A 25,063-nucleotide genomic window follows, 5' to 3' on the forward strand; every position below is an offset into this window, starting at 1 on the left:
CCTGTCCCGCTCCCGCGAAGACCCGCCGGACAGACCCTAGGCGCGGGCGTCGGCGCCGGAAGCCATACCGGCCTCGGCGCCCGCGCGGAAGGTGCGGCGGTAGGCGGTCGGGCTGACGCCCACGGCCGCCTGGAAGTGCTGGCGCAGGGACGCGGGGGAGCCGAAACCCGCCTCACGCGCCACCTGGTCGACCGACAGATCGGTGTCCTCCAGGAGATGACGGGACCGCTCGACCCGCTGCCGGGTCAGCCACTGGCCCGGGCTGACACCGACCTCCTCACGGAAGCGGCGGGTGAACGTCCGTACGCTCATCGACTCCTGGGCGGCCAGCTCCCTCAGCGAGATGGGCCGGTCCAGCCGGCCGAGCGCCCAGGCGCGCGCCGTCGTCGTGGTGGCCTGCTGTGGCTCGGGCAGCGGGCGCGGGATGTACTGGGCCTGGCCACCGTCGCGGTGGGGCGGCACCAGGCTGTGCCGGGCGACGTCGTTGGCGACGGCCGTGCCGTGGTCGCGCCGCACCAGATGCAGACACAGGTCGATCCCCGAGGCGACACCGGCCGAGGTGAGCACATCGCCGTCGTCCACGAACAGCACATTCGGATCGACTTTGATCGTCGGGAAGAGCCGCTGGAATTGGCCGACGCTGGCCCAATGGGTGGTGGCCGGGCGGCCGTCGAGAAGACCGGCGGCGGCGAGCACGAACGAACCGGTGCAGATGGACACCCAGCGCGCGCCCGGCCGGGCATGGGCGAGCGCGGCGGCGAGCGGCTCGGTCATGCGGCCCTCCTCGCGGACCGGGCCGAGTGCGTACGAGGCGGGCACCAGGATGGTGTCGGCCTCGGCGAGGGCCTCCGGGCCGAGTTCCACGGCGATCGGGAAGTCGGCGTCCGTGGGCACCAGACCGGGCTCGACGGTGCAGGTGACCACCTCGTACAGCCGTCGGCCGTCGGCGGAGCGGGCCTTGCCGAAGATCCGGTACGGAATGCCCAGCTCGAAGGGGATCACACCGGGGAGGGCGAGGACGACGACGCGATGGCGCCCGTTGGCGTTACCGGGCGGGGATTGCGGCACTTCCGGCCTCCCGTCGTTCGGACATGGCCCCTCAAGGGGTGTGGCCCGATCCTAGCGAATACTGTCCCACGGGCCACTCGTCGTGACGGAACCGCTGTTCAATGCTGGTCCGGTGACGCAGACAACCGAACTTTCCGGAGTTCCCGAACAGGGCGAGCAGCCCGACCGGCCCCCACGACGGGCCCTCCCACGCCTTCCGCACCGCGCCTGGTCGGTCGCCGCCGTCGCCTTCGTGACGATCATCGGCGCCGCCGGATTCGCCTCCCTGCCCGGTCTGCTCATCGATCCACTCCACGACGAGTTCGGCTGGTCGCGCGGCACGATCGGGTTCGCGGTCTCCGTCAACCTCGCCCTCTATGGGCTCACCGCCCCCTTCGCCGCCGCTCTGATGGATCGCTTCGGCATCCGTAAGGTCATCGCGGCCGCGCTCGCCGTCATCGCGACCGGTGGCGGCCTTACGGTCTTCATGACCGAGCCCTGGCAGCTCATCCTCTGCTGGGGCGTGCTGGTCGGTCTCGGCAGCGGCTCCATGGCGCTTGCCTTCGCCGCCACCGTGACCAACCGGTGGTTCGTCGCCCAGCGCGGTCTGGTCACCGGCGTCCTCACGGCGGGCGGGGCCTCCGGGCAGCTGATCTTTCTGCCGCTGCTCTCCTGGATCGTCGAACGGCACGACTGGCGGCCCGCCGCGCTGACCGTCGCGATCGCCGCCCTGGCGATCGTCCCCCTGGTCTGGCTGCTGCTGCGCGACTACCCCTCGGACGTGGGGCTCGCCCCGTACGGCGCCGACGGGCCGCCCGCCCCGCGGCCCGCACCCCGGCGCGGCGCGGCCCGGCGGGCCGTCAAAGCCCTCGCCTCGGCCTCGCGCACCGGCACCTTCTGGCTGCTCGCGGGCACCTTCGCGATCTGCGGCGCCTCGACGAACGGCCTCGTCAAGACCCACTTCGTGCCCGCCGCGCACGACCACGGCATGCCGGTGACGGCCGCCGCGAGCCTGCTCGCCGTCATCGGCGTCTTCGACATCATCGGGACGGTGGCCTCCGGCTGGTTCACCGACCGCTTCGACGCGCGACGGCTGCTGGCCATGTACTACGCGCTGCGCGGCCTCTCCCTGATGTTCCTGCCGATCCTGCTGGACGACGCGGTGCATCCGCCGATGATCTTCTTCATCGTCTTCTACGGTCTGGACTGGGTCGCCACCGTGCCGCCGACCATGGCGCTGTGCCGGGAACAGTACGGGGAGGACAGCGCGATCGTCTTCGGCTGGGTGCTCGCCTCCCACCAGGTGGGAGCCGGGGTCGTGGCCTTCGTGGGCGGTTTGGCGCGGGACGCCTTCGGCTCGTACAACCTGGTCTGGTACGGCGCGGGGGCGCTGTGCGCGATCGCCGCGCTGATGTCGCTGGTGATCCAGCGCGGCCCGAACGCGCAGGCCGCGGCGGCGACGGTCTAGGGCCGCGCGGCCTTACGGGGCCTACGGAAGGCCGTACGGCGCCTTACGGAAGGCGGCGCCTTACGGAAAGGCCGCGCGGGCTCACGGAAGCGCCGTGAACTCCCCGAAGGAGCCGCGGTGGAAGAGCAGCGGCCCCGATCGCGCCGCGGACTCGTCCGTTCCCAGGGCCCGGACGCGGCCCACCACGACCAGATGGTCGCCGCCCGTGTGTACGGCGTGGACCGCGCAGTCGATCCACGCCGGGACGTCCGCGAGACGCGGTGAGCCGGTGACGGGGGACGGTTCGTAGCGGATGCCCGCGAATTTGTCGGGGCGCCGGGAGCCGCTGACCGCGAAGGCGCGGCACAGCTCGCCCTGGTGGGCGCCCAGGACGTTGACGCAGAAGATGCCCGCGCGGGCGATGCGCGGCCAGGTCGTGGAGGTGCGGGCGACCATGAAGGCGACCAGCGGCGGGTCCAGGGACAGCGAGGCGAAGGACTGGCAGGCGAAGCCGGTCGGGCCGGTCCCGTCGACGGTGGCGATCACGGTGACGCCGCTCGCGAAGTGGCCCAGCACGCGGCGGAATTCGGCGGGGTCGACCGGGGGCCGCTCATCGTCGCGCACACAGCGCAGCTCCGGCGGGGGCAGCGGTTCGACCGGTCGTACGGAGGCGGTCGGCGAGCCGACCGCCCGGAGGTAGCGGACGGCGGTGGCGGCCATACCTGCGTGTCCCATCATGGCCCGTCCCCCTTTCTTGGCTTGCCCGACGGCTTTCCTGGCTTTTGAGATGGCATTCCTGGCTTTTATGACGGCGTGGGTCTCTCAGCGGCCTCGGTAGACGGGGGGTCGGCGCTCGACGAACGCGCTCACGCCCTCCTGAGCGTCGGCCGTGGTCATGTTGGTCTCCTGCGCCGCCGCCTCGGCGGCGAACGCGGCCGGGCGGCCGGACTCCAGGGAGGCGTTCACCAGCGCCTTGGTGAGGGCGAGGGCGCGGGTGGGGCCGGCCGCGAGGCGCTCGGCCCAGGCGCGGGCGGTCTTGGCCAGGTCGTCGTCCGGGACGACCCGGTTGACCAGGCCCAGCCGCTCGGCCTCGGCGGCGGGCAGCGCGTCGCCGAAGAACATCAGCTCCTTCGCGCGCTGCGGGCCGGTCAGCCGGGGCAGGAGATACGCACCGCCCCCGTCGGGGACCAGACCGCGGCGGATGAACACCTCGATGAAGACGGCCGATTCGGCGGCCAGCACCAGATCGCAGGCGAGGGCGAGATGGGCGCCGAGCCCGGCCGCGGTGCCGTTCACCGCGGCGATCACCGGCTTCTCGCAGTCGAGGACGGCGGAGATGAGCCGCTGCGCTCCGCCGCGGATCAGCCGGGCGACATCGCCCGCGACGCGTTCCGCCGCGGCCGGTGCGCCGCGCAGATCCGCTCCCGCGCAGAAGCCCTTGCCGGTGGCGGTCAGCACGACGGCCCGGACGGCCGGGTCCGCGGAGGTGTGGTCCAGCAGCGAAATCAGGTGTTCTCGCTGGTCGGGGGTGATGGCGTTCATCGCGGCGGGGCGGTTGAGCGTGATCCACGAGACGCCGTTGTCAGTGGTGTGCCGTACAACGGAGTCAAGCGCTTCTTCGGGGGAGGGAGAGGTCATGGGAACGCTCCATCGGTCAGCGGCAGATCGCCAGCGCGTCCAGTGCCACGGCGCCTTGGCCGCGTTCCAGCACCATCAGCGGATTGACGTCGAGTTCGGCGAGGTGGTCCCCGAGCTCCAGGGCCATGCGCTGGACACGCAGCACGACCTCCACGAGCGCGTCCACATCGGCCGGGGGAGCGCCGCGCACACCGTCGAGGAGGGCGCGGCCGCGCAGTTCGGCGAGCATCGCGCGGGCCTGGTCCTCGCCGAACGGGGGGACGCGTACGGCGGCGTCACGGAACACCTCGACGAGCACACCCCCTATACCCACGGTCACGGTCGGGCCGAAGAGGGTGTCATGGCTCATGCCGACGACCATCTCCACCCCGCGCTGGACCATCTGGCAGACCAGCACCCCGTCCAGTTCGACGCCTTCGCAGCGGGCGATGTCGGTGAGCTCCCGATAGGTGTCGCGGACCTGGCTGGCCGAGGTCAGCCCCAGCCGGACCAGCCCCAGCTCGGTCTTGTGGGCGAGCTGCGGCGCGGATGCCTTCATGACGACGGGATAGCCCACGAGCCCGGCGGCGCGGACGGCCGCGGCGGCGCTGGTCACCAGCTGCTCGCGCGGCACCCGGATGCCGTACGCCCGCAGCAGCTGTTTCGCCGCGTGTTCGCTCAGGCGGCCTCCTGGGCGCAGCAGATCGCGCACCTTGCGCAGGGACGGGGACGGGGTGCGCGGGGCGTCGTCGAAGGGGGAGCGGTAGGAGGCGGTGAAGCGGTGGTGTCCCAGATAGGCGCGCACGGCGGTGATGCAGTTGGCGAACGTACGGAAGGTGGCCACGCGCGAGGAGCCCAGCAGGGTGGTGCGGTAGGCGTCCTCGGTGCCGACCGGCGAGCCCCACACCACGCACACCAGCTTGTCCGTCTGCTCCGCCGCCTCCACCAGATCCTGCGCCAGCTTGTCGCTCATGGGCGGAAAGGGGCCGGTGATCGGGCAGATCAGCACGCCCACGGCGGGATCGGCCAGGATCGCGTCGATGATCTTGCGGCCGCGCCAGTCGCCGACCGGGTGGCCGCCGTTGTCCACCGGGTTGGCGACGCTGAGATCGCCGGGTATCCACTGGTGGAGCTCGGCCTGCTTCTCGGTGGAGAGGGTGGGCAGGGTGAGGCCCGCCGCGGTGGCGAGGTCGGAGAAGTGGGCCCCGGTGCCCCCGGAGATCGAATACACCACGACGCCCTCGGCGAGCGGCGGGCGGGCGCGGGCGAGCAGCGCCGCCGTGTCCTGCAGCTCGTCCAGGCCGTCCACGCGGATCACGCCGAACTGCCGCATGGCCGCGTCCACCACCGCGTCCGAGCCGGTCAGCTTGCCGGTGTGGGAGGCGGCCGTGCGAGCGCCGGTCTCGGTGCGGCCGACCTTCACGGCGACGACGGGCACCTTGGCGCGGGCGGCCCGGTCGGCGGCGAGGAGGAAGCTGCGGCCGTCCTTCAGTCCCTCCGCGTACAGGGCGATGGCGCCGACCTCGGGCCGGTCGGCGAAGTAGGAGACGAAGTCGGCGGTCTCCAGATCGGCCTCATTGCCGGTCGGGGCCCAGTGGCTGAGCCGGATACCGAGTTCCTGGAGGGTGAAGACCGGGCGGCCCTGGTGGCCTGACTGGGTGATGAGGGCGATGGCGGGCCCGTCGAGGTCGTCGCGGAACTTCTCGAAGGCGTTGAGGTTGGTGTTGGGGCCGAGCAGCCGCAGCCCGGCGCCGCGGGCCGCGGCGGCCAGCCGGGCCTGCGCGGCGGCGCCCTCGGGGCCGGTCTCGGCGAAGCCGGAGGCGAAGGCGACGGCGAACTTCACCTTGCTCCCGTCGAGTTCCTCGATGACCGGGAGCGGGTCACGGACGAGGAGGACGGCGAGGTCGACGGGTTCGGGCAGCGCGGCCACGGACGGTACGCACGGAATGCCGAAGACGGCGGGACGGGAGGGATGCACCGGGTGCAGCCGGGCGCCGACGCGTTCGGCCCAGGCCAGGAGCTGGCGGGTGATACCGGTGTTGGGACGGCCGTCCGCGTCGGAGGCGCCGATGAGGGCCACCGACTCGGGATGGAAGAAGCGGTCCAGATCGGGGACGGCGGAGTGCAGCGGGCGCCCGCTGACGTCCACGTCGTCCGCGCCTTCGACGGTCCCGCCCGCCGCCTCCCTGCTGGAGGCGTGCACGGCGGGGCCGGGGGCCCGCCCGCAGGCGACGGCGCGGGCATGACGGGAGTTGGTGGTCAGGGTGCCGTAGGTCGATCCAAGCATCGGTATCCGCCACTCCTGCTCGTTGGCCAATAACCGGGCAGGTGACCGGGTGGTTCGGCGGCAAAACTGACGCCAAGTCACATTACCCAGTAGTCAGGTTACTGAACTGACGGCCTGTCAGGAATGCTCGGGGCGGGGGGAACACGCAGGGTGACGGCGGGGGTGGCGGAATTCGCGCCTGGCCGCGCGCCCCCGGTGCCTGCTCAGCGGTCATGCCGTCGTGCGGGCGACCGTCTTGGCGATCTTCCGAGCGTCGATGGCCAGCTCGCGCAGCATCCCGCTGATCGGGTTCGTATAGCCCGTGAAGTGCAGTCCCGGGGCGGACTTCAGGGTCCGCCGACCGTGGGGGAGGGGGCGGCCGCGGTCGTCGAGCACGCCCAGATGGCCGACCAACTCCTCAAGGCCGCGCCGGTAGCCGGTCGCGGCGATCACCACCTCGGGGCTGATCCGTGAGCCGTCGGCGAGGATCACCTTGTCCAGGTCGAAGGAGTCGACCGCCGAGACCACCTCCACCCGCCCCGTCCGTACCGCGTCGACCAGCCCCGCGTCCTGGACCGGGATCGCGCCCTCCCGTACGCGGGTGTAGAGCCCGGTGTCGGGCCAGGGCAGACCGTGCTCGGTCAGGTCCGGCATGCTCAGCCGGCACATCGCCCGCGCCGCCCGGTCCACCGCGCGCCGCGGCAGCCTGCGCACCAGGATGCCGGTCGCCTGCGCGGGCCAGCCTGCCGTCGAGCGGCGCAGGATGTGCGGCACGGTACGAATCGCCAGCCGCACCCGGGCCGCGCCGCCCTCGATCAGGTCGACCGCGATCTCCGCGCCCGTGTTGCCGACGCCGACCACGAGCACGTCGCGGCCCTCGAAGGGGCGGGCGTTGCGGTAGTGGGCGGCGTGCAGCAGCTCACCGGTGTAGGCGGCGCGGCCCGGCCAGTCCGGCACCCGTGGGGTGTGGTTGAAGCCCGTCGCGACGACGGCTACGGGCGAGGACAGCGCACGGCCGCCCGTGGCGCGCAGTATCCACTCCGTGTTGTCGGACGACCGGTCGATGCGGGATACCTCGACCCCCGTGACGATCTCCAGCCGGTGGTGCTCGGTGTAGCGCTCCAGATAGCGCACCACGTCGTCGCGCCCGACCCAGCGCCCGTAGGACCGGGGGATCGGCAGGCCGGGGAGCGCGGACAGCCGGCGCGTGGTGTGCAGATGCAGCCGGTCGTAGTGGTTGCGCCAGGACGCGGCGACCGCCTCGGACTTCTCCAGGACGACGGCGCGGATCCCGCGGTGGCTGAGCGCGGCAGCGGCGGCGAGTCCGCCCGGTCCACCGCCGATCACATAAACGGGTGAGGACTTCTCGGGGGAGCTGTCGGCCATGTGGGTGAGCGTAGCCGGGTATTTGACGGGTTTCGGTCAAAGCGATCCGGCCAAAGTGATTCCGAATGGATTGCGGACAGGTCACGGCCGGTCTGTCGGTCGCTGCTTCGGCGTCCAGTCGGTCCGGCGACCCGCCGGTCCCTGTTCCGCGTTCCGCTGGTGCGACCCCTTGCGCGGGCCGCGCTCGGCCCGTGAAACTGACGTACCGTCAGATTCGCTGGAATGGGAGAGGTGGGGAACGATGCGGACGATCGGGCTCAGCGGGGCCGAATGGCTCGCCGTACTGCGCATCGGGCTCGGCCTGTGGTGGCTCGAGAGCTGGCGGCACAAGAACAAGAAGGACTGGTTCGAGCGCGGCACCGGTATCGGCTGGGCGGTGGGCGTGGCCGCCAAGCACCGCTGGGCTTTCGTCCGCAGCGGCTTCGGCGCGGTGGTCACACCCCGTCCCAAGGTCATGGCGTATGTCGTCGTCTACGCCGAACTCGCCCTCGGCCTCGGTCTGACGCTCGGCTTTCTGACCCCCATCGCCCTGGTCGGGGCGATCGTGCTCAATCTCCTCTATTTCCTGCTCATGATCCACGACTGGGCGGAGCAGGGGCAGAACTCGATGATGGTGCTGATCTCCGTGGTCGGGCTCTTCGGCATGAGCTGGCAGACCTGGTCGCTCGACGAGGCATGGGGGCTGTTCCTGTGAGCCCGGCGCCGCCCGCGGGCGCCCCGCGCTTCGACCTGCCCGAGATCGACGCCTTCACCCGCCCCTACTGGGACGCCGCGGCCGAGGGCCGGCTGCTGATCCGGCGGTGCGCCGACTGCGGCCGGGCCCACCACTACCCGCGCGAATTCTGCCCGTACTGCTGGAGCGAGGACGTCATCTGGGAGGAGGCGAGCGGCGCCGCGACGCTCTACACGTGGTCCGTGGTGCACCGCAATGACCTGCCGCCGTTCGGCGCCCGCGTCCCGTACACCGCCGCCGTCGTCGACCTCGCCGAGGGGCCGCGGATGATGACCGAACTCATCGAGGCCCCGGCGAGCGGCCCGCGCGTCGGGATGCGGCTCCGGGTGGCGTTCCGGGCGGCCGATGCCGCTGAGGGGGACGCTCCTGCCGTTCCCGTCTTCCGGCCGCTGCTCGCCTAGTCGGTCGTTGCTTGCCTGGCGTTACGGCGTGACCGCCTTACGGCCGCACAGCTCAACGGTGCACGCCTTACGGTCGCGTTCGCCATCTCGTCGCACCCTTACGGTCGTCGCCATACGGCCGCACCGCCCCTATGGCCACAGCAGCTCCCGCCGCCAGCCGCCGCGCTCGCCGGGGTCGCGGCGGTAGCGGAGCCGTACGTGCCGTCGCCGCGCCTCCTCCTGGTAGAACTCGACCTCGTCCGCCTCCAGGACGTACAGGGTCCAGGTGGGGGCGGTCGCGTCCGGTTCGCGTCCGGCCCGCTCGTAGGCCGTCTCGAAGGCCCGTAGCAGCTCCTCGTACGAGCCGAGCACCTCGCTCTGCCGTCCGCTCCCGGCCAGTGCCGCCGCGAGCGCCGCGGGGGACCGGCCGCGCAGATCGGCCGCGCTCTCCTCCGCTCCGGCCTCGACGACCCGCCCGCTGACGCGCACCTGACGGCCCGCCCGCATCCAGTGGAACGCGAGCGAGGCGTACGGGTTCTCGGCCAGCTCCCGGCCCTTACGGCTGGTGCGATGGGTGCCGAAGTGCCAGCCGCGCTCATCGGCGTCGTGGAGCATCACCGTGCGCTGGGACGGGCGGCGGTCGGCGTCCGCGGTGGCCAGGGTCATGGTGTGCGGGCCGGGTTCCCCCGCCTCGGCGACCTCCCGCAGCCACCGCCGGAAGAGTGGAAGCGGTGCGTCCGGGGCCGTGTCCGGGTCGAAGACCGGCAGATCGCCCGCATGGGGTACGCGCAGGCCGCGCAGCAGCGCGCGGAATGCCTCAGCCTCATTCTGGTCATCGCTCATCGGCTCCCCATCCGATCACCCGCGACGGGCCGGGGCAAGCGGGGGCGCACGGCCGGGGCGGGCCGAGCCGGGACCGGCGCGGGCCTGGCCGTCGAGCGGCCCAGCCACCGAGCCACCGAGCCTCCGAGCCGTTCCCGGCCGTCGAGCGGGCCCAGCCGTCGAACCGTCCCCAGCCCCCGCGTGGGCCCGGTCAGCCGCGGCCCAGGACGACCGTGCCCGCTGAGCAGAACCAGCCCCCCGTCCCCGACGCCACGGCCAGCTCCGGCAGCCGTCCGCCCGCCTTGTGCACCTGTCGCTCCCCGGCCTCGCCGCGCAGCTGCCGTACCGCCTCGACCAGCAGGAACAGCCCGCGCATCCCCGGGTGGCAGGCGGAGAGACCACCGCCGTCGGTGTTGGTCGGCAGCTCGCCGTCCCGTGTCAGCCGCCCCTTCGCCGCGAATGCCCCGCCCTCGCCCTTGGCGCAGAAGCCCAGGTCTTCGAGGGTCACCAGGGTCATATAGGTGAAGGCGTCATAGAGCTCGGCCACATCGATATCCGACGGCCGGACGCCCGCCCGTGCGAAGGCCGCCCGCCCCGAGGCGGCGGCCGGGGAGACCGTGAAGTCCTCCCATTCGGACATGGTGGTATGCGAGACGGCCGTGCCCGAACCCATCACCCACACCGGGGGTTTCGCGGTGTCCGGTACGTACTCCTCGGCCGCGAGCAGCACCGCGCAGCCGCCGTCCGAGCGGATGCAGCAGTGCAGTTTGGTGAAGGGGTCGGCGATCATCGGGCCGCTCAGGACGTCATCGACCGTGATCGGTTCGCGAAACATCGCGTCCGGATTGTGCCCGGCATTGATACGCGCCTGAACGGCGATGTCCGCTAACTGTTCGAGCGTGGTGCCGTACTCATGCATATGGCGGCGCGCGGCCATCGCGTACTTGGCGACCAACGTATGCCCGTACGGGACCTCGAACTGCAGCGGTCCCCGCGCCCCGAAGGAGAGGTTCGCGGTGCGGCGGCCCGCGCGGATGTCGGCGCGGGCGGTGGAGCCGTAGACGAGCAGGACGGCGCGGGCGTGCCCGGCGGCGATCGCGTCCGCCGCGTGCGCCGCCATGACCTCCCAGGTGGAGCCGCCGACGGCCGTCGAGTCGGTCCAGGTCGGCCGCAGCCCCAGATACTCGGCCACCTCGACCGGCGCGAGGGTGCCGAGCCCCGCCGAGGCGAGGCCGTCGACGACCGACCGGTCCAGACCGGAGTCGGCGAGGGCCCGGCGGGCGGCCTGGGCGTGGAGGGCGTAGGGGGTGGCCGTGTCGACGCGGCCGCAGTCGGAGAGGGAGACGCCGACGACGGCGACCTTACGGGCGCGCTGCGCTGCGGGCGACATGAATCTGACGGTACATCAGATTCGAGGGAGTGGAAGAGGGGTGGAGGAGGGAGCGGAAAGGGGAGTGGGCGAGGGCGCTGCGCGCGAGCATGCCGGGGGAAGGGGGTGGTCCGGACGCTCTCCCGTATGGCCGTGCTCGCGCCTCGAGCACAAGCCCCGTCCGGACCACGCGTGAGGCGCCCGGCTACTGCAGGAACTGCCCCACACAAGCGGCGATCGCCACCAGAAGGCTCAGCACTCCGATGATGACCTGCCACTTGTCAGGGCCGGTCCATCGGTCGTCGCTCGTCTCCTGCGTGCTCCGATCGTCCATTACCCCTCCTCGCTCCTCCGATAGGCCCCGGAGGACAGGGCCACCGCCGGTCTGCGCTCCGGCGGAGCCAGTGGGGAGGAACGTGGTGAGGTGCCGGCAGTTTAGCCGTGGAGGGGGCGGAGGGGTGGGAAAGTCCGGAGCCCGTCCCTAGTATGACGGTCCGTCAGAAAGCGGAGGTGCTCGCCGATGGACGCCGCGTTCACCGAGGAACAGGACGAGATCCGCCGTACGCTGCGCACACTCCTGCGGGAGCGGTGCGGGCCGGACGAGGTCAAGGCGGCGGTCCAGACCGCGCCCGGCTACGACGAGGCCCTGTGGCGGCAGCTCGCCCGGACGCTCGGGCTGCCGGGCCTCGCCCTTCCGTCGGCGTACGGGGGCGTCGGCTGCGGAGTCACCGAGCTGGCGCTGGCCTGTGAGGAGACGGGGCGCGTGCTGCTGCCCTCGCCGCTCCTGGCTACCGCCGTGTTCGCGGCGCCCCTGGTCGCCGCGGTCGGGACGGAGGCGCAGCGCGCCGAGCTGCTGCCGCGTATCGCGGAGGGCGCCCTTACGGCGGCGCTCGCGGTGCCGGGGCGCGCGCTGCCGGAGGCGCTCGGGCTCGTAGGAGCGCGGGACGGCGCGTGGGCCGGTGGGGGGCGCGCGGGGGGTGTCCAGGCGCGCCCGGACAGCGGCGGCGAAGCGGGGTGGCGGCTGTATGGACAGGTGGAGCAGGTGCTGGGCGGGCACAGCGCCGAACTGCTGCTGGTCGCCGCCCGCGCCGGGGGCTACGCGCGCGGGCGGACACTGCTGTTCCTCGTCCCGGCGCAGGCGGACGGGCTGGTCCGCACCCGGCTGACCGCGCTCGACGCGACGCGCCCGCAGGCCCGCATCGAGCTGCGGAACGTACCCGCCGAACTGCTGGGGGTGGATGACGGCGGGAGCGGGGACAGGGTGTCGGAGGCGCTGGCGGCAGTGGGTACGGCGGCGGCGGCCGTGCTCGCCGCCGAGGCCGTGGGAGCGGCGGACGCGGCCCTCGCGCGGACGGTCGGTTATGTGCGGGCGCGTGAGCAGTTCGGCCGCCCGATCGGTTCGTTCCAGGCGGTCAAGCACCGGCTGGCGGATGTGTACGTCGCGGTCCAGGCGGCCCGTTCGGCGGCGTACTACGCCGCTTGGGCCGCGGCCCAGGGTGGTGCGGAGGGCACGGGCGCGGCCCAGGGCGGTGCGGAAGGCACGGAAGCCGCGGTCGCGGGCGGGCTCGCGCTCGCGCAGGCGCTGGAGGCGCAGCGCATGGCGGCGGCCGAGGCGGTGCAGTTGCATGGCGGCATCGGCTTCACCTGGGAGCATGAGGCGCATCTCCACTTCAAGCGGGCCGCCTCCGACGAGCTGCTCTTCGGCCCCGTCCACCGGCTGCGGGCCCGGGCCGCGGAACGGGAAGGACTCTTCGGTGCGGCCGATCGCGCTCCTTACGGCGGCCATGACGGGCGCGGGGGGAGCGGTGGCCACGGCGGGCACAGTCGGCACGATGGGCCTGACAGGCGCCAGGGGGACGGCCGCGATGGGCGTGACGGGCATGACGGGCGTGACGGGCGCGATGGGCCGCGGAAGGCGGTGACGGTCTGATGGCCGGTTACGGCGTGAAGCTGGTCCGGAAGGTGTCCTCGACCCGCGCCTTCGCCAAGGTCGCACCCCATGTCATCCCCGCCTTCGACCGCGCCGTCCACCGGCTGACCCGCGGCAAGGTGCTGCCGAGCGCGCGGATGCTGCCCGGCGTGATCCTTACCGCGCGCGGCGCGAGGTCGGGGCTTCCCCGCCGTACGCCGCTGGCCTGTATGCCGGAGGACGGCGGCACCTGGCTTCTGATCGGCAGCAACTTCGGCCGCCCGGGCCATCCGGCCTGGACCGGGAACCTCCTGAAGCACCCGGAAGCGGAGATCAGCTGGCGGGGCCGGGACATCGCCGTCCGGGCACGGCTGCTGGCGGGCGCCGAGCGCGAGGCGGCCTGGGCGGCGGCCCTCGCCTTCTGGCCGCCGTACGCGAGCTATCAGTCGCGAGTGGAGCGCGAGATCCGCCTCTTCCGCCTCCACCGCGCCGAGGAGCCCTGAGCCGGTCCGTCGAGGGGCGCAAAAAGGCCGCGGCGGATCACTCGGGAGTGATCCGCCGCGGCGTGACAGGACGTGCGGGCTCGGCCGGGCGACCGGCATCAAGAGGCCGGCAGGGAGAGGCCGAGGGAGGGGGCAGGGGACGGGTGCGGATTCGTTACTTCGGCGGTTTCCGCCCCGTGACGCCGAGGTGGACGAGCCAGGTCAGGCTCGGCCTGAGGTCGGCCTGCTTGACGCCCCAGCTCTGGAAGCCCTTCTGGTGCGCCGCGACCGCGGCCAGCATCGCGACCAGCGAGCCCGCGATGGCCCCGGGGTTGAGGTCCTCGTCGATCCGGCCCTTGGCCTGCTGCTCCTTGACGGCGTCCGTAAGGGAGTTGGTGACAGAGTTGAGGATCTTCATGCGGATCTTGTAGAACCGCTTGTCGCCCTCGGCGGCGCCCAGGTCGACCACCCTCAGGATGGCGTCATGTTTGCGCCAGAAGGAGAGGAACCCCTCGACCAGGTCCTCCGACGCCGCCGCGCCGGACTTGCCCGCCCATGAGCGGTCGGCGACCAGATCGGTGAGGTTCGCACCCTCCTTCGCCATCTCCTCGGCGAGCTCGAGGACGGCGCCCTCCACATCGGGGAAGTACTGGTAGAACGTCGCAGGCGAGGTCCCTGCCTTACGTGCGACATCGATGACCTTGACGTCTCGATACGGGGATGTGCTGAGCATCTCGCCGAGGCAGTCGAGCAGCTTCTGCCGCGTCGCCTGCCCGCGACGACCGGCCACCCGCCCGTCGACTGTGCGTACTTGTCCTGTCATGCCGTCAGCTTACCGAGGGGTGATCGGAGCGCGATTCGGCTGCGTGCAAATGGGGTTAGGGCGAGATGAGAGGGTTTGTGGGCCTCGCTGAGCAGGCTGGAATGGCTGATTCCGACCCCTGTCCGCCGTCGTCAAGCCCTCAATCACCGCTCACCCACACGGGTGAATTGTGTTATCAACAGGCTGTGGATAACAACGGTGGATGACGGGGTCGGATCCGTCTTGGCACGAAAAGGATTGGCCAAATATTTCGAGTTCCGGGGCGAGCAGACCGGGCGATCCCCCGTTAGCGTGGCAAGTGAGGTAAACGAGCCAAGTTGCTCCAAATACGTGCCAAGCATCTCCAAACGGGCTGTGAGCAAGCTCCGAGGGCCGAGCTCCAGGACCGAGGGCTGAGCTCCAGGGCCGAGGGACGCGAGAGGACCCGGGCCATGGCGGCATTCGCGGAAGGCGTGCCCTGCTGGGCGGATGTGCTGCTGTCCGACCTCGCGGCGGGCCGGCGCTTCTACGGTGAGCTGTTCGGCTGGGCCTTTGAGGAGATCGCCACGGACTACGGCTCGTACACCCGTGCCCTCCTCGGCGGTAAGGAGGTCGCGGGGCTGGTCCCCAAGCCGGACGGCCGGATGCCCACCGTCTGGAACATCTACTTCGCCGCCCAGGACGCCGCCGCGACCGCCGCCCGGATCCGCGAGGCCGGCGGCCGGGTGATCACCCCGCCGGTGTGGATCGACCGGTTCTGCGTCATGGCGACGGCCGCCGACCCGGGGGGCGCCGTCTTCGGGATCTGGCAGGCGGGCAGCCACACCGGCTTCGGGCGGCGCGGCGGGCCCGGTTCGTACGGCTGGACCGAGGTCCACACCCGTCAGCCGCGCGCCGTGGACGCCTTCTACCGGGCGGTCTTCGGATACGGGATGGAGCCCCCCGCCGAGGGCGCGTCGGCCGACCTGGTCCTGTGGACGCCGCGCGGAGAGCCCCCGGACCCCCGTCACGCGATCGGCGGACGCGTCGTGATCGGCGAGGAGTACCCGGCCGTTCTGCCCGCCCACTTCCTGACGTACTTTGTGGTGGCGGATTGCGATCGGACGCTGCGCACGGCCCACAGGCTGGGCGGGCGGGTTCTCAAGACCGCCGAAGATACGCCGTACGGGCGTTTCGCGGTCCTTGCGGACAATCAGGGCGCGGCCTTCGGCGTCATCGACACCTCGACGGCAGGCTGAACCCCGGCCGGAGCACTGGGCGATACGGGCCTGAGGGCACTTAGATGATCCTTGGTCGAACCGGACGGTCCCCGGCTCCGTATCGCCCGATGACACGACGATTCGCCCCCGGGTTCGCAACCGCCGCCTTCGCCAGAGAGAATGCAGGATGCGTGCCGCCGGTTGGTTTGTCGGTGAGACGCTGCACGGGGCTGTATTTTTTCAAGCCCCCACGGGGAGGTGGCAGGCAAGTGGTGGAGCAGCTGACGCAGCACGATCCGAGGCGGATCGGCCCTTTCGAGGTGCTCGGCCGTCTCGGCGCGGGCGGCATGGGGCTGGTCTATCTGGCCCGCTCGGCATCGGGCCGACGGGTCGCGATCAAGACGGTCCGGACCGAGCTCGCTGAGGACCAGCTGTTCCGTGTCCGGTTCACCCGTGAGGTGGAGGCGGCCCGCGCGGTCAGCGGCTTCTATACGGCCGCCGTCGTGGACGCCGATCCGCGTGCCGCGGTGCCATGGCTGGCCACGGCCTATGTGCCCGCTCCCTCCCTCGAGGAGATCGTCAACGAGTGCGGGCCGATGCCGGCCCAGGCGGTGCGGTGGCTGGCGGCCGGGGTCGCCGAGGCGCTGCAGTCCATCCATGGCGCGGGCCTGGTCCACCGGGATCTGAAGCCGTCCAATGTGCTGGTCGTCGAGGACGGCCCGCGCGTGATCGACTTCGGTATCGCCTCCGGTGTTTCGAACACCCGGCTGACGATGACCAACGTCGCGGTCGGCACCCCCGCCTATATGTCGCCCGAGCAGGCGCGCGACTCACGCAGCGTGACCGGCGCGAGCGACATCTTCTCGCTCGGCTCGACCCTGACCTTCGCGGCCACCGGGCACGCGCCCTTCCACGGCGCCAACCCGGTGGAGACCGTGTTCATGCTGCTGCGCGAGGGCCCCGACCTGGCCGGGCTGCCCGACGAGCTGCGGCCGCTCATCGAGTCGTGCATGCAGATGGAGCCCGAGCGGCGGCCGTCCCCGGCCGATCTGCAGTCCCAGCTTGCCCCGCATCTGTTCGCCTCCAACGCCGACGACAGCGGTACGGCCTCGGCCTGGCTGCCGCCCGGCGCCGTCGCGCTGATCGAGCGCAAGCGCAGCGGCCGCAACCAGGTGCGCGGCGCCACCCGGCCCGCGGCCGGCGGCGGCCGTCCCGGGCACGCCGCGAGCGACGGCAGCCGGCCGTCCGCGCCGCTTCCGCCGGAGCGTCCGCCCACGCCGCCGCCCTCGTACGCCCCCGCCACGGGAGGCCCCGCGGAGGGCCATGGCGGGCGGCACGGCGCGGCCGGACCCGCCGGTGCGGGCGGCTGGGAGCCCGTGGGCGTGGGCGATCCGCGCGGGGGCCTGCGCGCGCCGGAGGCCGCGAGCCCGCCGAGCGCGCTGGGCTCCATCGGGCCCGGGCGGCACGCCGCCCCGTCCGCCGCCGCCGCGCCCGCCCCGGCGCCCGCCGGGGCCGACGGGTCGGTGCGGCTGCCCGGTTCGCAGGTGCCGATCGGCCCGGGGCTCCGGGCCGACCAGGCGCGGGACCCGCAGCCGCAGCACGGCACCGGGCCCGCGACCGGCTGGGTGCGCCCGCCGGCCGGGGTGACCACCGGAGGGCTGAACGGAGGCGACGGCACGGCCGCCGTCCCGCCGCCGACCCACTCCCCGCCGGCCGAGCCGCCCGAGCCGCATGCCGCGGGCGCCGGGCACGGCCGCTGGCGTCCGTGGCGGTTCCGGATGTCCAACGACGTCTGGGGCACCCCGGCGGTGGCCGGCGATCTGCTGTATGTGACCTCGTTCGAGGTGCACGCGCTGGATGTGGCCACCGGTCGGCGCCAGTTCAAGACCCGCGACGTGGCGTGGGCGATGGCCGTGGAGAACGGCCGGATCCATGCCTCCGACGGCCCCACGCTGTACGCGCTGGACGCGGAGGACGGCGCGGAGCGCTGGCGGCTGTCGACCGACGGCTGGGTCTACTCCCTCAAGGTCGACCGCGGCACGGTCGTCACCGGGACGCGCGGCGGTGGCGTCCAGGCGTGGGAGGCGGCCAACGGCGAGCTGCTGTGGGAGATGCAGGGCCTCCAGACCGACTTCGAGACGCCCGAGTCCGGCCCGGCCGTCCACGACGGCACGGTGTATGTGTGGGCGGACGCGCGGCTGCGTGCCCTGGAGGCGCGCACCGGCGCGGAGCGCTGGTCGTATCCGGTGGGCGACGCGGCGTCGTGCGGCGGTGTGCCGCTGCGTCTGCTGGCGGCGCCCGATGGGGTGGTCTATGTCTCGGCGGGGACGCGGGTGCTCGCGCTCGACGCCGCCCGCGGGGATGTGCGGTGGCGTTTCGAGGCGCCCGCCGTCTTCCTGTGCGCCCCCGCGTACGCGCCGGGGCCCGCGGTGACCGGCGGCGGCATCTACATCGCCGACTATCTGGGCACGGTGTACGCGCTGGACGCGGCGAACGGCCGCGACCGCTGGCGTATCGCCACCGAGGCCCGGCAGTCGATCGAGCCGGTGCTGGTGGCCGACGGCTCGGTCCATCTGGGCAGCGGCAGCGCGCTCTACACGCTCGACGCGGTCACCGGCACGCCCAAGTGGCGGTTCGCGGCGGGCGGCGAGGTCATCGGCTCGCCGGTGGTCGCCGACGGCCGGGTCCACTTCGGCTCGGCCGACCACTGCCTCTATACGGTGGACGCGGCGGGCGGACAGCTTCGCTGGAAGCTGGCGACCGGCGGCGAGATCACCGGGTCCCCGGTGGCCGCCGGGGGCGTGGTGTACGCGTGCAGCAAGGACCGGTGCGTCTACGCGCTGGACGCGGTCAAGGGCACGGGCCAGTCCCGGCCGTCGGGCGGCCGGGCCTGACCCACCCCAGGGGCGACGCGGTGACGCGCCGGGGCGGCTGGTCGCGGGCTGTGTCCCTGACAATTCCTGCTACGGTTGCGGGCGTTCATCGACCTCCTGGGAGCCGGGAGGTCGATGGGTAACTCTCTGCGCGGTCGTCGGGGGACGGGGTTTGTGATGCGGCGTGGTCTACGGCTGGCGGCCGTGCTCACCGTGGTGCTGGTGGCGCTGACCGGGTTCAAGGGGCGTGGCCATGGCCACGGGGGTGGCGGAGGCGGCTGTTCCAGCTCCTCCTCGCACCACTCGGGGTCGGGCTCCGGTTCTGGTTCCAGTTCCGGTGGTTACTCGGACTCCGACGACGAGAGTTCCACCACCGGTTCGGGCTCCGGCGGCTCGCGCTACCGCGACTACGACGATGACGACTACGGAGACAGCGCGTCCAGCGGCTCCTCGGGCGGCACCGCGTCGTCCAACGAGCCCCAGACGACCGTCGTCAGCTGCGCGGGCAAGGCGAGCCAGGACAAGAGCGGCCGTCCGGCGGCGACCGTGAAGGTGCGCAACCGCTCGGGCGCGGCCGATACCTACCTCGTCGACATGAGCTTCCAGGACCGGGACGGCTCCACCCTGACCTCCGGGCGCGCCGATGTGCGGGTCCCCGCGGGGAAGTCGAGGACCGTACGGGTGCCGCTCGATGATCCCTCGGTGTCGGGAACCGTGGTGCGGTGTGAGGTCGTCTCCGTCCTCTGAGAGCCGGGCCAGGCGCGCCTGTAGGTGACTTTGGGGTAGCAAAACCCGTTGCTAGGGTGGCGTGCACTTGTCAACCAGCCCTGGCTGGCTTGAATGTGTCTTTTCAACGGGGGTAATGCCATGCAACGCCGCTCCATGCGTATATTCGCCGTCGCCCTGGTCGGACTCATCGCGCTGACCGGCTGCGGAAAGAAGGGCCGAAGCCACGACGGCGGCCTCGGCGGGTTCGCCTCGGGCGGGAGCGGCGGCGACAACCCGGCGTCCGGTCCGACCGACCTCCCCACCGGGCTGCCCACCGGCGTGCCCAGCGGCGTCCCCTCCGACCTCGACGTGCCGTCGTACGAGGCCCCCTCGCCCTCCTACACCTACTCCGCGCCGCCCACCTACAACTCGAACGGCACGAACGACATCACCGCCACCGGCTGCGACTACGACGAGTCGACCCACTCGTTCCAGTACACCCTCAACCTGAGGAACCCCGAGACGCAGTCCATGCACTACTCGATCACCATCGAGTGGGAAAACCGGAGCGGCGGCAGCCTGCTGGGATCCGACTACAAGTCCGTCACCGTGGCGTCCGGCAGCAGCCAGACCCTCAACGCCACCTCCTACCGCTACCTCACCGAGCAGACCTCCTTCACCTGCAAGGTCACCTCGGCGCTCAAGTACCCGAGCTCCACCTGAGGCCCCGAGCCGATCCGGGGCCGGCGGCCTCACCGCGTACGGAAGCCGGGCGTACGGGCCGCGAAGAGCGCGGCCTGGCGCCCCGGCGGCAGATTGCCCAGCGCGATCAACTGCGGGGCCTGGGCGAGCGCCTGGGCCAGCGCCGCCTCCTTCGCCGCCCATAGCGCCCTTACGGTCCCCTGCACCGCCTCCGTCGGGTACGACGCGATGACCGACGCGGCGCGCATGGCCGCCGTAAGGGCCTCACCGGCCGGGGCGACCTCGCTGACCAGGCCCGTCTCATACGCCCGCCGGGCCGAGAGCCGCTCCGCCGTCCCCATCAGCGCCATCCGCGCGACCTCGCCCATCGGCATCCGCTGCGCCATATAGACGGCCTCGTAGGCGCTGACCATCCCATAGCTGGTGTGCGGATCGAAGAAGGCCGCCGTCTCGTCGGCGACGATGAACTCGGCCTCGCCCAGCAGATAGAACGCCCCGCCGCACGCCATCCCGGCCACCGCCGCGACCACCGGCTTCCACAGGTCGTTCGCCTTGGGCCCGACGGTGCGCAGCGGATCGTCCATCGCGTAGGGCGACGGCGGCTGCGCGACCTCCACCGAGCGGTCGATGCCGGTGCTGAAGGCCCGGCCGCCCGCGCCGGTGAGGACGACGGCCCGGACCGCGTCGTCGTGGCGGAAGCGCCGCCATACGGCCGTCAGTTCGCCGGCCGTCTCCAGGTCGATGGCGTTGTGCCGCTCGGGCCGGTCGAGGGTGACGACCGCGACCCCGCTCTCCTCCACCCGGGTGCGGACCGTCATGGCCGCTCCAGCAGCCAGCGCACCACCGTGAGCCCGCCGTCCGTCGCGTGGAAGGCGGCCTTCACGGGCGCGCCGATACGGATCCGCTCCGGTGGAACCGAGTTCAGCGCGGCGTCCGCGGCGGCGACCAGATTGCCCACCAGCCGGATGCGCGGGGCGTCCGTGAGCTCCACGAGGACGACGTTGTACGGCGCCTGTGCCGCATAGGCGGGCAACAGCGGGGGATGGGGCAGAACGTACGACCAGATCCGGCCACGGCCGCTCACCTTTTTCCACAGGCAGTCGAAGGACTGGCAGTGGGGGCAGCAGGGCCGGGGCGGAAAGCGCGGTTCGCCGCAGTCGGCGCAGCTCTGGACGCGCAGCTCGCCGCGCGCCGCGTAGGCGAAGAAGGGCGCCCCGTCCTCGTCGGGCACGGGTGCCAGCAGCCCGCCGGACCCCTCGCTTCCGCCGCTCGCGGCCGTCGCCGTGTCAGCCGTCGTCTCAGCCGTCGTGTCCGTTGTCGCGTCAGCCGTCGTGTCCATCTGTGTCATGGCGTCGGTCAACTCCTCAGCAGCAGGGCCGATGTGGGAACCCCTTCACCCGCCGTGACCAGGCAGGTCGTGGCGCCGGGGACCTGGGCGGTGCCGGTGCCGCGCAGCTGTCTGACCCCTTCGGTGATGAGGTTGAAGCCATGGACGTACGCCTCGCTGAGGCCGCCTCCGCCGGTGTTGAGCGGCAGCCGTCCGCCGATCTCCAGCGCGCCCCCCTCGGTGAAGGCGGCGCCCTCGCCGCGGGCGCAGAAGCCGTAGCCCTCCAGGGAGAGCGGGATCAGCGGGGTGAACGCGTCGTAGATCTGCGCGACATCCACATCCTGCGGCCCGAAGTCGGCGGTTTTCCACAGCCGGCGGGCGGCGGTCCAGGAGGGGCCGGTGAGCGGGTCGTCGTTCCAGTAGTTGACCATCCCGTGGTGCTGGGCGGGCAGCCCCTGGGCGGCGGAGTGTACGTACACGGGCCGTTGCCGGCAGTCGCGCGCCCGCTCGGCCGACACCACCACACAGGCCAGCGCGCCATCGGTCTCCAGGCAGTTGTCGAAGAGGCAGAGCGGTTCGCTGATCCAGCGTGCGGTCATATACATCTCGCGGGTCAGCGGGCGGTCGTACATGATCGCGGCGGGGTTCTGATTGGCCCGGTTGCGGCAGGCCAGCGCCACATTGAAGAAGTGATCGCGGGTCGCGCCGTACTCATGCATATAGCGCCGGGCCAGCAGCCCGATCTCATCGGCCGGGCGCAGCAGTCCGTACGGCCGGGTCCACTGGGCCGGGGTGGGCAGCTGCGCCCGGGTGTTGGTCCAGGGGCGCGGTCCGCTGCCGCGTTTGCGCGACCGCCAGGCCACTCCGACGCTCGCCTGTCCGGTGGCGATCGCGGCGGCCAGATGCGCGACGGTCGCGCAGGAACCGCCGCCCCCGTAGCCGACCTTGCTGAAGAAGGTCACATCCCCGGCGCCGATGGCCTTGGCGACCTCGACCTCGTCGGTCTCCTCCATGGTGTACGAGGCGAAGGCGTCCACCTCGGACGGGGCGATACCGGCGTCGTCGAGCGCGGCCAGGATCGCCCGGCAGGCCAGGGCCTTCTCGGATTCGGGGAGGTGTTTGGCGAAGGGGGTCTGCCCGATGCCCGCTATCGCCGTCACGTCCTTCAAGGTCGCCCCCGTCGTCGTCCTCGTCGCCCCCATGGCCGCCTCCGTGGTCGCGTTCACCGGTGCTGACAGCGGGGAAGGCTACCGCTAATCTGACGGGTAGTCAGCTAGCGGGGTCGTCCGTCCCGGGTTCCGGGGAGGGGAGCGGTCCGATGCAACGGATGGCACAGGGGAACACCGTCCCGGCCCTGATCCGGGCGGCGGTCGAGCGGTACGGCCCGGCCGAGGCCGTGGTCGAGGGCCGCGCCCGGATCTCGTACGCCGAACTCGGCGCGCGGGTCGAACGCGCCGCGGCCGCGTGCGTCGCCTCGGGTCTCGAACCGGGCGACCGCGCCGCGATCTGGGCGCCCAACACCACCGACTGGATCGTGGCGGCGCTCGGCGCGGTCACCGCGGGCGGCGTGCTGGTCCCGGTCAACACCCGCTTCAAGGGCGCCGAGGCGGCGTATGTGCTGCGCCGCACCCGGGCCTCGCACCTGTTCATCACCGGCACCTTCCTGGGCACCTCGTATGTGGCGTCGCTGCGCCGGGCGGCGGGGGAGGGGGCGGGCCATGGCCCCCTGCCGCGCCTGCCGTACCTGCGGGAGGTGGTCGTCCTCGCCGACAACGGCCCGGAGGACTTCCGCACCTGGAAGGACTTCCTGGCGATGGGCGACGCGGTACCGCCGGAGGAGGTCCGGTCCCGGGCGGAGGCGGTGCGCCCCACGGACCCCTCCGACATCACCTTCACCTCCGGCACCACCGGCCGGCCCAAGGGCGTGGTGATCACGCACTCCCAGACCGTGCGCGTCTTCGACACCTGGAGCGAGATCACGGGGCTGGCGGCGGGCGATCGCTATCTGATCGTGAACCCGTTCTTCCACACCTTCGGCTACAAGGCGGGCATCATCGCCTGTCTGAGCCGAGGCGCCACGATGGTGCCGCAGCCGGTCTTCAGTGTGGAGACGGCCCTGGCCAATATCGCCGCCGAGCGCATCACCGTCCTCCCCGGCCCGCCCACCCTCCACCAGTCGCTCCTCGACCACCCGTCCCGCGCCGCCCACGACCTGTCCACGCTGCGCCTGGTCGTCACCGGCGCCGCCGTGGTCCCGCTGGAGCTGGTGGAACGGCTGCGCTCGGAGCTCGGGGTCGCCACCGTCCTGACGGCGTACGGCCTGACGGAGGCGTCCGGCACCGTCACGATGTGCCGCCGTGGCGATCCGCCCGAGGTCATCGCGGGCACGGCGGGCCGCGCGATCCCGGACACCGAGGTCAAGATCGCCCACCCCACCGGACGCGAACTCCCCCCGGGGCGGCCGGGCGAGGTCTGGGTCCGCGGCTACCACATCACCCCCGGCTACTTCGAGGATCCGATCGCCACGTCCCGCACCATCACCCCCGACGGCTGGCTGCGGACCGGCGATGTCGGGGTGATGGACGAGCAGGGCAATCTGCGCATCACCGACCGCATCAAGGACATGTTCATCGTCGGCGGCTTCAACGCCTATCCCGCCGAAATCGAGCAACTCATCGCCCGCCACCCCGATGTGGCCGACGTCGCCGTCGTCGGCATCCCGGACGCGCGCCTGGGCGAGGTGGCCAAGGCGTACGCGGTCCGGCGCCCGGATTCGACGCTGACCGCGGACGACCTGATCGCCTGGTCGCGCCGGGAGATGGCCAACTACAAGGTGCCACGGCAGGTGGTGTTCCTGGCCGAGCTGCCGCGCAACGCCAGCGGCAAGGTCCTCAAGGCCGAGCTGCGCGCGGGCCGGTCACTTTCGTAAAGCCCTCGGCCGCCACCCGAAACCCTCCGGGCGGTGGCCCGGCCATGGCGGGGTCAAGGCGTGCGCGGGCGGGGCATCACCAAGGGGCCGGGCAGGTTCGCCCGGCCCCTTCGGCCTTCGTAAGTCTTCTCGCCGCGCCTACTGCGGGCTGGTGGGGGCATGGCCCTCGCCCTGCGGGACCGGGGCGGCAGCAGTGGCGTATTCGCTACTGTCCACGCCGACGATAGGGGTGTGACTATCGCTTGCAGCTGCGAATGCTGCTGTCTGGCTTGTGGCTCCGACCGCGGCACCTATCGCGATAATCAAGGTCGCAATGCCCTTTGTGGCACGAGTCATTCCGGTTCCTCCGATACGGGGGGTGATTATCTATTTTGTACTGCAAATTAACAAAGAGGGGTACGTGTGTTCGGCCATCTGGCCGGAAGTGGTCGAAGCTTGGCGGAAAGGGGGCCCGCCCGGGTGGTGCGTGGAGCCGCTCTTCCGGAGGCGCCCGCACAGAGGGGCCGACGCCGATGACGTCCCCTCCGCGTCATCGACATCGGCCCCGCGGTTACCTGTTGGATACGAACGACGTTCCGTGGTGTTCCTACTGGGGTGCCGAGGGAGTGTGGCCTTCGCCCTCGGCGCTCAACTGCGGCGGCGCCGGGGTGTGACCCTCGCCCTTGGTGCTGAGCTGCGGAGGCGCGGGCGTGTGGCCCTCCCCCTGCGTGCTGAGCTGCGGCGGCGCCGGGGTGTGACCCTCGTCCATGGTGCTGAGCTGCGGCGGCGCGGGCGTGTGGCCCTCCCCCTGCGTGATCAGCTGCGGTGGCGCGGGCGTGTGGCCTTCGCCCTGGGTGGCCACCTGCGGCGGCGGCGGCGTGTGGCCCTCGTCCTGCGGAGTGAGGGTCGCCGGGTCGGCCTCCAGTGGCCGGTAGGTGTCGGACTGGGGCTTCTTGTCCGTGCTTGTCACGATCAACTCCCTCGGATGCTCTGGTCGGTAGAGGCCCGTTGACACCCGCCCGGCGACTCCCCCGTGGGTCGCCGGACAGGTGTCTCAAAAGGGCCGCCCACCTTACGGTGTGACCT

The 25,063-nt window shown here is 72.2% G+C and carries 23 protein-coding genes; 10 read left to right on the forward strand and 13 right to left on the reverse strand.

The window, feature by feature from the left end:
• Positions 1-36: 36 nt before the first annotated feature.
• Positions 37-1,068 carry a GlxA family transcriptional regulator gene (locus tag J5X86_RS06520; protein WP_208515819.1) on the reverse strand — a complete coding sequence of 344 codons (1,032 nt, stop codon included), beginning with the start codon at positions 1,066-1,068 and terminating at the stop codon, positions 37-39.
• A 112-nt stretch (positions 1,069-1,180) separates the two neighbouring features.
• Here J5X86_RS06520 and J5X86_RS06525 point away from each other — a divergent pair, with 112 nt between their 5' ends.
• Complete coding sequence (locus J5X86_RS06525; RefSeq protein WP_208515820.1) at positions 1,181-2,515, forward strand: MFS transporter; 1,335 nt, start codon at positions 1,181-1,183, stop codon at positions 2,513-2,515.
• 81 nt (positions 2,516-2,596) lie between these two features.
• Here J5X86_RS06525 and J5X86_RS06530 read toward each other — a convergent pair whose 3' ends face one another.
• The 4 genes from J5X86_RS06530 to J5X86_RS06545 form a co-directional block, all read right to left on the reverse strand.
• Positions 2,597-3,232 (reverse strand): flavin reductase family protein, encoded by a 636-nt coding sequence (locus J5X86_RS06530; protein WP_243979622.1) that lies wholly within the window; start codon positions 3,230-3,232, stop codon positions 2,597-2,599.
• An 84-nt stretch (positions 3,233-3,316) separates the two neighbouring features.
• Positions 3,317-4,132, reverse strand: a complete 816-nt coding sequence (locus J5X86_RS06535) for an enoyl-CoA hydratase/isomerase family protein (protein WP_208515821.1) — start codon at positions 4,130-4,132, stop codon at positions 3,317-3,319.
• Positions 4,133-4,148: 16 nt separating this feature from the next.
• Positions 4,149-6,398, reverse strand: a complete 2,250-nt coding sequence (locus J5X86_RS06540; RefSeq protein ID WP_208515822.1) for an acetate--CoA ligase family protein — start codon at positions 6,396-6,398, stop codon at positions 4,149-4,151.
• A gap of 210 nt (positions 6,399-6,608) precedes the next feature.
• A complete protein-coding gene (locus J5X86_RS06545; protein WP_208515823.1) occupies positions 6,609-7,763 on the reverse strand; it encodes an NAD(P)/FAD-dependent oxidoreductase in 1,155 nt (384 codons plus the stop codon).
• Positions 7,764-8,004: 241 nt separating this feature from the next.
• Here J5X86_RS06545 and J5X86_RS06550 point away from each other — a divergent pair, with 241 nt between their 5' ends.
• Positions 8,005-8,457 carry a DoxX family protein gene (locus tag J5X86_RS06550; protein WP_208515824.1) on the forward strand — a complete coding sequence of 151 codons (453 nt, stop codon included), beginning with the start codon at positions 8,005-8,007 and terminating at the stop codon, positions 8,455-8,457.
• On the forward strand, positions 8,454-8,897 hold the full coding sequence (locus tag J5X86_RS06555) for a Zn-ribbon domain-containing OB-fold protein (RefSeq protein ID WP_374229226.1): 444 nt from the start codon (positions 8,454-8,456) through the stop codon (positions 8,895-8,897). The genes J5X86_RS06550 and J5X86_RS06555 overlap by 4 nt, the downstream gene beginning before the upstream one ends.
• Positions 8,898-9,026: 129 nt before the next feature.
• Here the strand turns inward: J5X86_RS06555 and J5X86_RS06560 are convergent, their stop codons facing one another.
• The 3 genes from J5X86_RS06560 to J5X86_RS51910 all read right to left on the reverse strand — a co-directional run bounded on the left by J5X86_RS06560 (position 9,027) and on the right by J5X86_RS51910 (position 11,401).
• A complete protein-coding gene (locus tag J5X86_RS06560; protein ID WP_208515826.1) occupies positions 9,027-9,719 on the reverse strand; it encodes a pyridoxal 5'-phosphate synthase in 693 nt (230 codons plus the stop codon).
• A 190-nt stretch (positions 9,720-9,909) separates the two neighbouring features.
• Entirely contained in the window at positions 9,910-11,088 is a 1,179-nt protein-coding gene (locus tag J5X86_RS06565) for an acetyl-CoA acetyltransferase (protein WP_208515827.1), read from the reverse strand.
• Positions 11,089-11,272: 184 nt separating this feature from the next.
• Positions 11,273-11,401 carry a hypothetical protein gene (locus J5X86_RS51910; RefSeq protein WP_014054266.1) on the reverse strand — a complete coding sequence of 43 codons (129 nt, stop codon included), beginning with the start codon at positions 11,399-11,401 and terminating at the stop codon, positions 11,273-11,275.
• Between the two features lie 186 nt (positions 11,402-11,587).
• Between J5X86_RS51910 and J5X86_RS06570 the strand changes: the two genes are divergently transcribed.
• Together J5X86_RS06570 and J5X86_RS06575 are read left to right on the forward strand one after the other, a co-directional pair.
• On the forward strand, positions 11,588-12,997 hold the full coding sequence (locus J5X86_RS06570; RefSeq protein WP_208515828.1) for an acyl-CoA dehydrogenase family protein: 1,410 nt from the start codon (positions 11,588-11,590) through the stop codon (positions 12,995-12,997).
• Positions 12,997-13,479, forward strand: a complete 483-nt coding sequence (locus tag J5X86_RS06575) for a nitroreductase family deazaflavin-dependent oxidoreductase (protein ID WP_208515829.1) — start codon at positions 12,997-12,999, stop codon at positions 13,477-13,479. The genes J5X86_RS06570 and J5X86_RS06575 overlap by 1 nt, the downstream gene beginning before the upstream one ends.
• A gap of 154 nt (positions 13,480-13,633) precedes the next feature.
• Here J5X86_RS06575 and J5X86_RS06580 read toward each other — a convergent pair whose 3' ends face one another.
• Positions 13,634-14,281, reverse strand: a complete 648-nt coding sequence (locus J5X86_RS06580; protein WP_078643001.1) for a TetR family transcriptional regulator — start codon at positions 14,279-14,281, stop codon at positions 13,634-13,636.
• Positions 14,282-14,712: 431 nt separating this feature from the next.
• Between J5X86_RS06580 and J5X86_RS06585 the strand changes: the two genes are divergently transcribed.
• From J5X86_RS06585 to J5X86_RS06600, 4 genes are all read left to right on the forward strand, one after another.
• A complete protein-coding gene (locus J5X86_RS06585; protein WP_208515830.1) occupies positions 14,713-15,498 on the forward strand; it encodes a VOC family protein in 786 nt (261 codons plus the stop codon).
• 230 nt (positions 15,499-15,728) lie between these two features.
• Positions 15,729-18,353, forward strand: coding sequence for a serine/threonine-protein kinase (locus J5X86_RS06590; protein ID WP_208515831.1), 2,625 nt, complete (start codon positions 15,729-15,731; stop codon positions 18,351-18,353).
• Positions 18,354-18,509: 156 nt separating this feature from the next.
• Positions 18,510-19,079, forward strand: a complete 570-nt coding sequence (locus J5X86_RS06595) for a hypothetical protein (RefSeq protein ID WP_208515832.1) — start codon at positions 18,510-18,512, stop codon at positions 19,077-19,079.
• Positions 19,080-19,214: 135 nt separating this feature from the next.
• Positions 19,215-19,763, forward strand: coding sequence for a hypothetical protein (locus tag J5X86_RS06600; protein ID WP_243979626.1), 549 nt, complete (start codon positions 19,215-19,217; stop codon positions 19,761-19,763).
• A 29-nt stretch (positions 19,764-19,792) separates the two neighbouring features.
• Here the strand turns inward: J5X86_RS06600 and J5X86_RS06605 are convergent, their stop codons facing one another.
• The 3 genes from J5X86_RS06605 to J5X86_RS06615 are packed head-to-tail and all read right to left on the reverse strand — an operon-like array spanning position 19,793 to position 22,229.
• The gene (locus tag J5X86_RS06605) at positions 19,793-20,560 is read right to left on the reverse strand and encodes an enoyl-CoA hydratase/isomerase family protein (RefSeq protein WP_208515834.1); all 768 of its coding nucleotides are present in this window, start codon (positions 20,558-20,560) and stop codon (positions 19,793-19,795) included.
• Entirely contained in the window at positions 20,557-21,090 is a 534-nt protein-coding gene (locus tag J5X86_RS06610) for a Zn-ribbon domain-containing OB-fold protein (RefSeq protein ID WP_243979628.1), read from the reverse strand. Before J5X86_RS06610 ends, J5X86_RS06605 begins: the two co-directional genes overlap by 4 nt.
• 8 nt (positions 21,091-21,098) lie before the next feature.
• Positions 21,099-22,229 carry a lipid-transfer protein gene (locus J5X86_RS06615; RefSeq protein WP_308124454.1) on the reverse strand — a complete coding sequence of 377 codons (1,131 nt, stop codon included), beginning with the start codon at positions 22,227-22,229 and terminating at the stop codon, positions 21,099-21,101.
• A 158-nt stretch (positions 22,230-22,387) separates the two neighbouring features.
• Between J5X86_RS06615 and J5X86_RS06620 the strand changes: the two genes are divergently transcribed.
• Positions 22,388-23,998 (forward strand): FadD3 family acyl-CoA ligase, encoded by a 1,611-nt coding sequence (locus tag J5X86_RS06620; RefSeq protein ID WP_208515836.1) that lies wholly within the window; start codon positions 22,388-22,390, stop codon positions 23,996-23,998.
• A gap of 586 nt (positions 23,999-24,584) precedes the next feature.
• Here the strand turns inward: J5X86_RS06620 and J5X86_RS06625 are convergent.
• Positions 24,585-24,947 carry a hypothetical protein gene (locus J5X86_RS06625; RefSeq protein ID WP_208515837.1) on the reverse strand — a complete coding sequence of 121 codons (363 nt, stop codon included), beginning with the start codon at positions 24,945-24,947 and terminating at the stop codon, positions 24,585-24,587.
• Positions 24,948-25,063 lie beyond the last annotated feature (116 nt).

This window comes from Streptomyces sp. NEAU-YJ-81 (assembly GCF_017592595.1).
In the GTDB taxonomy this organism is placed as follows: domain Bacteria; phylum Actinomycetota; class Actinomycetes; order Streptomycetales; family Streptomycetaceae; genus Streptomyces; species Streptomyces hygroscopicus_B.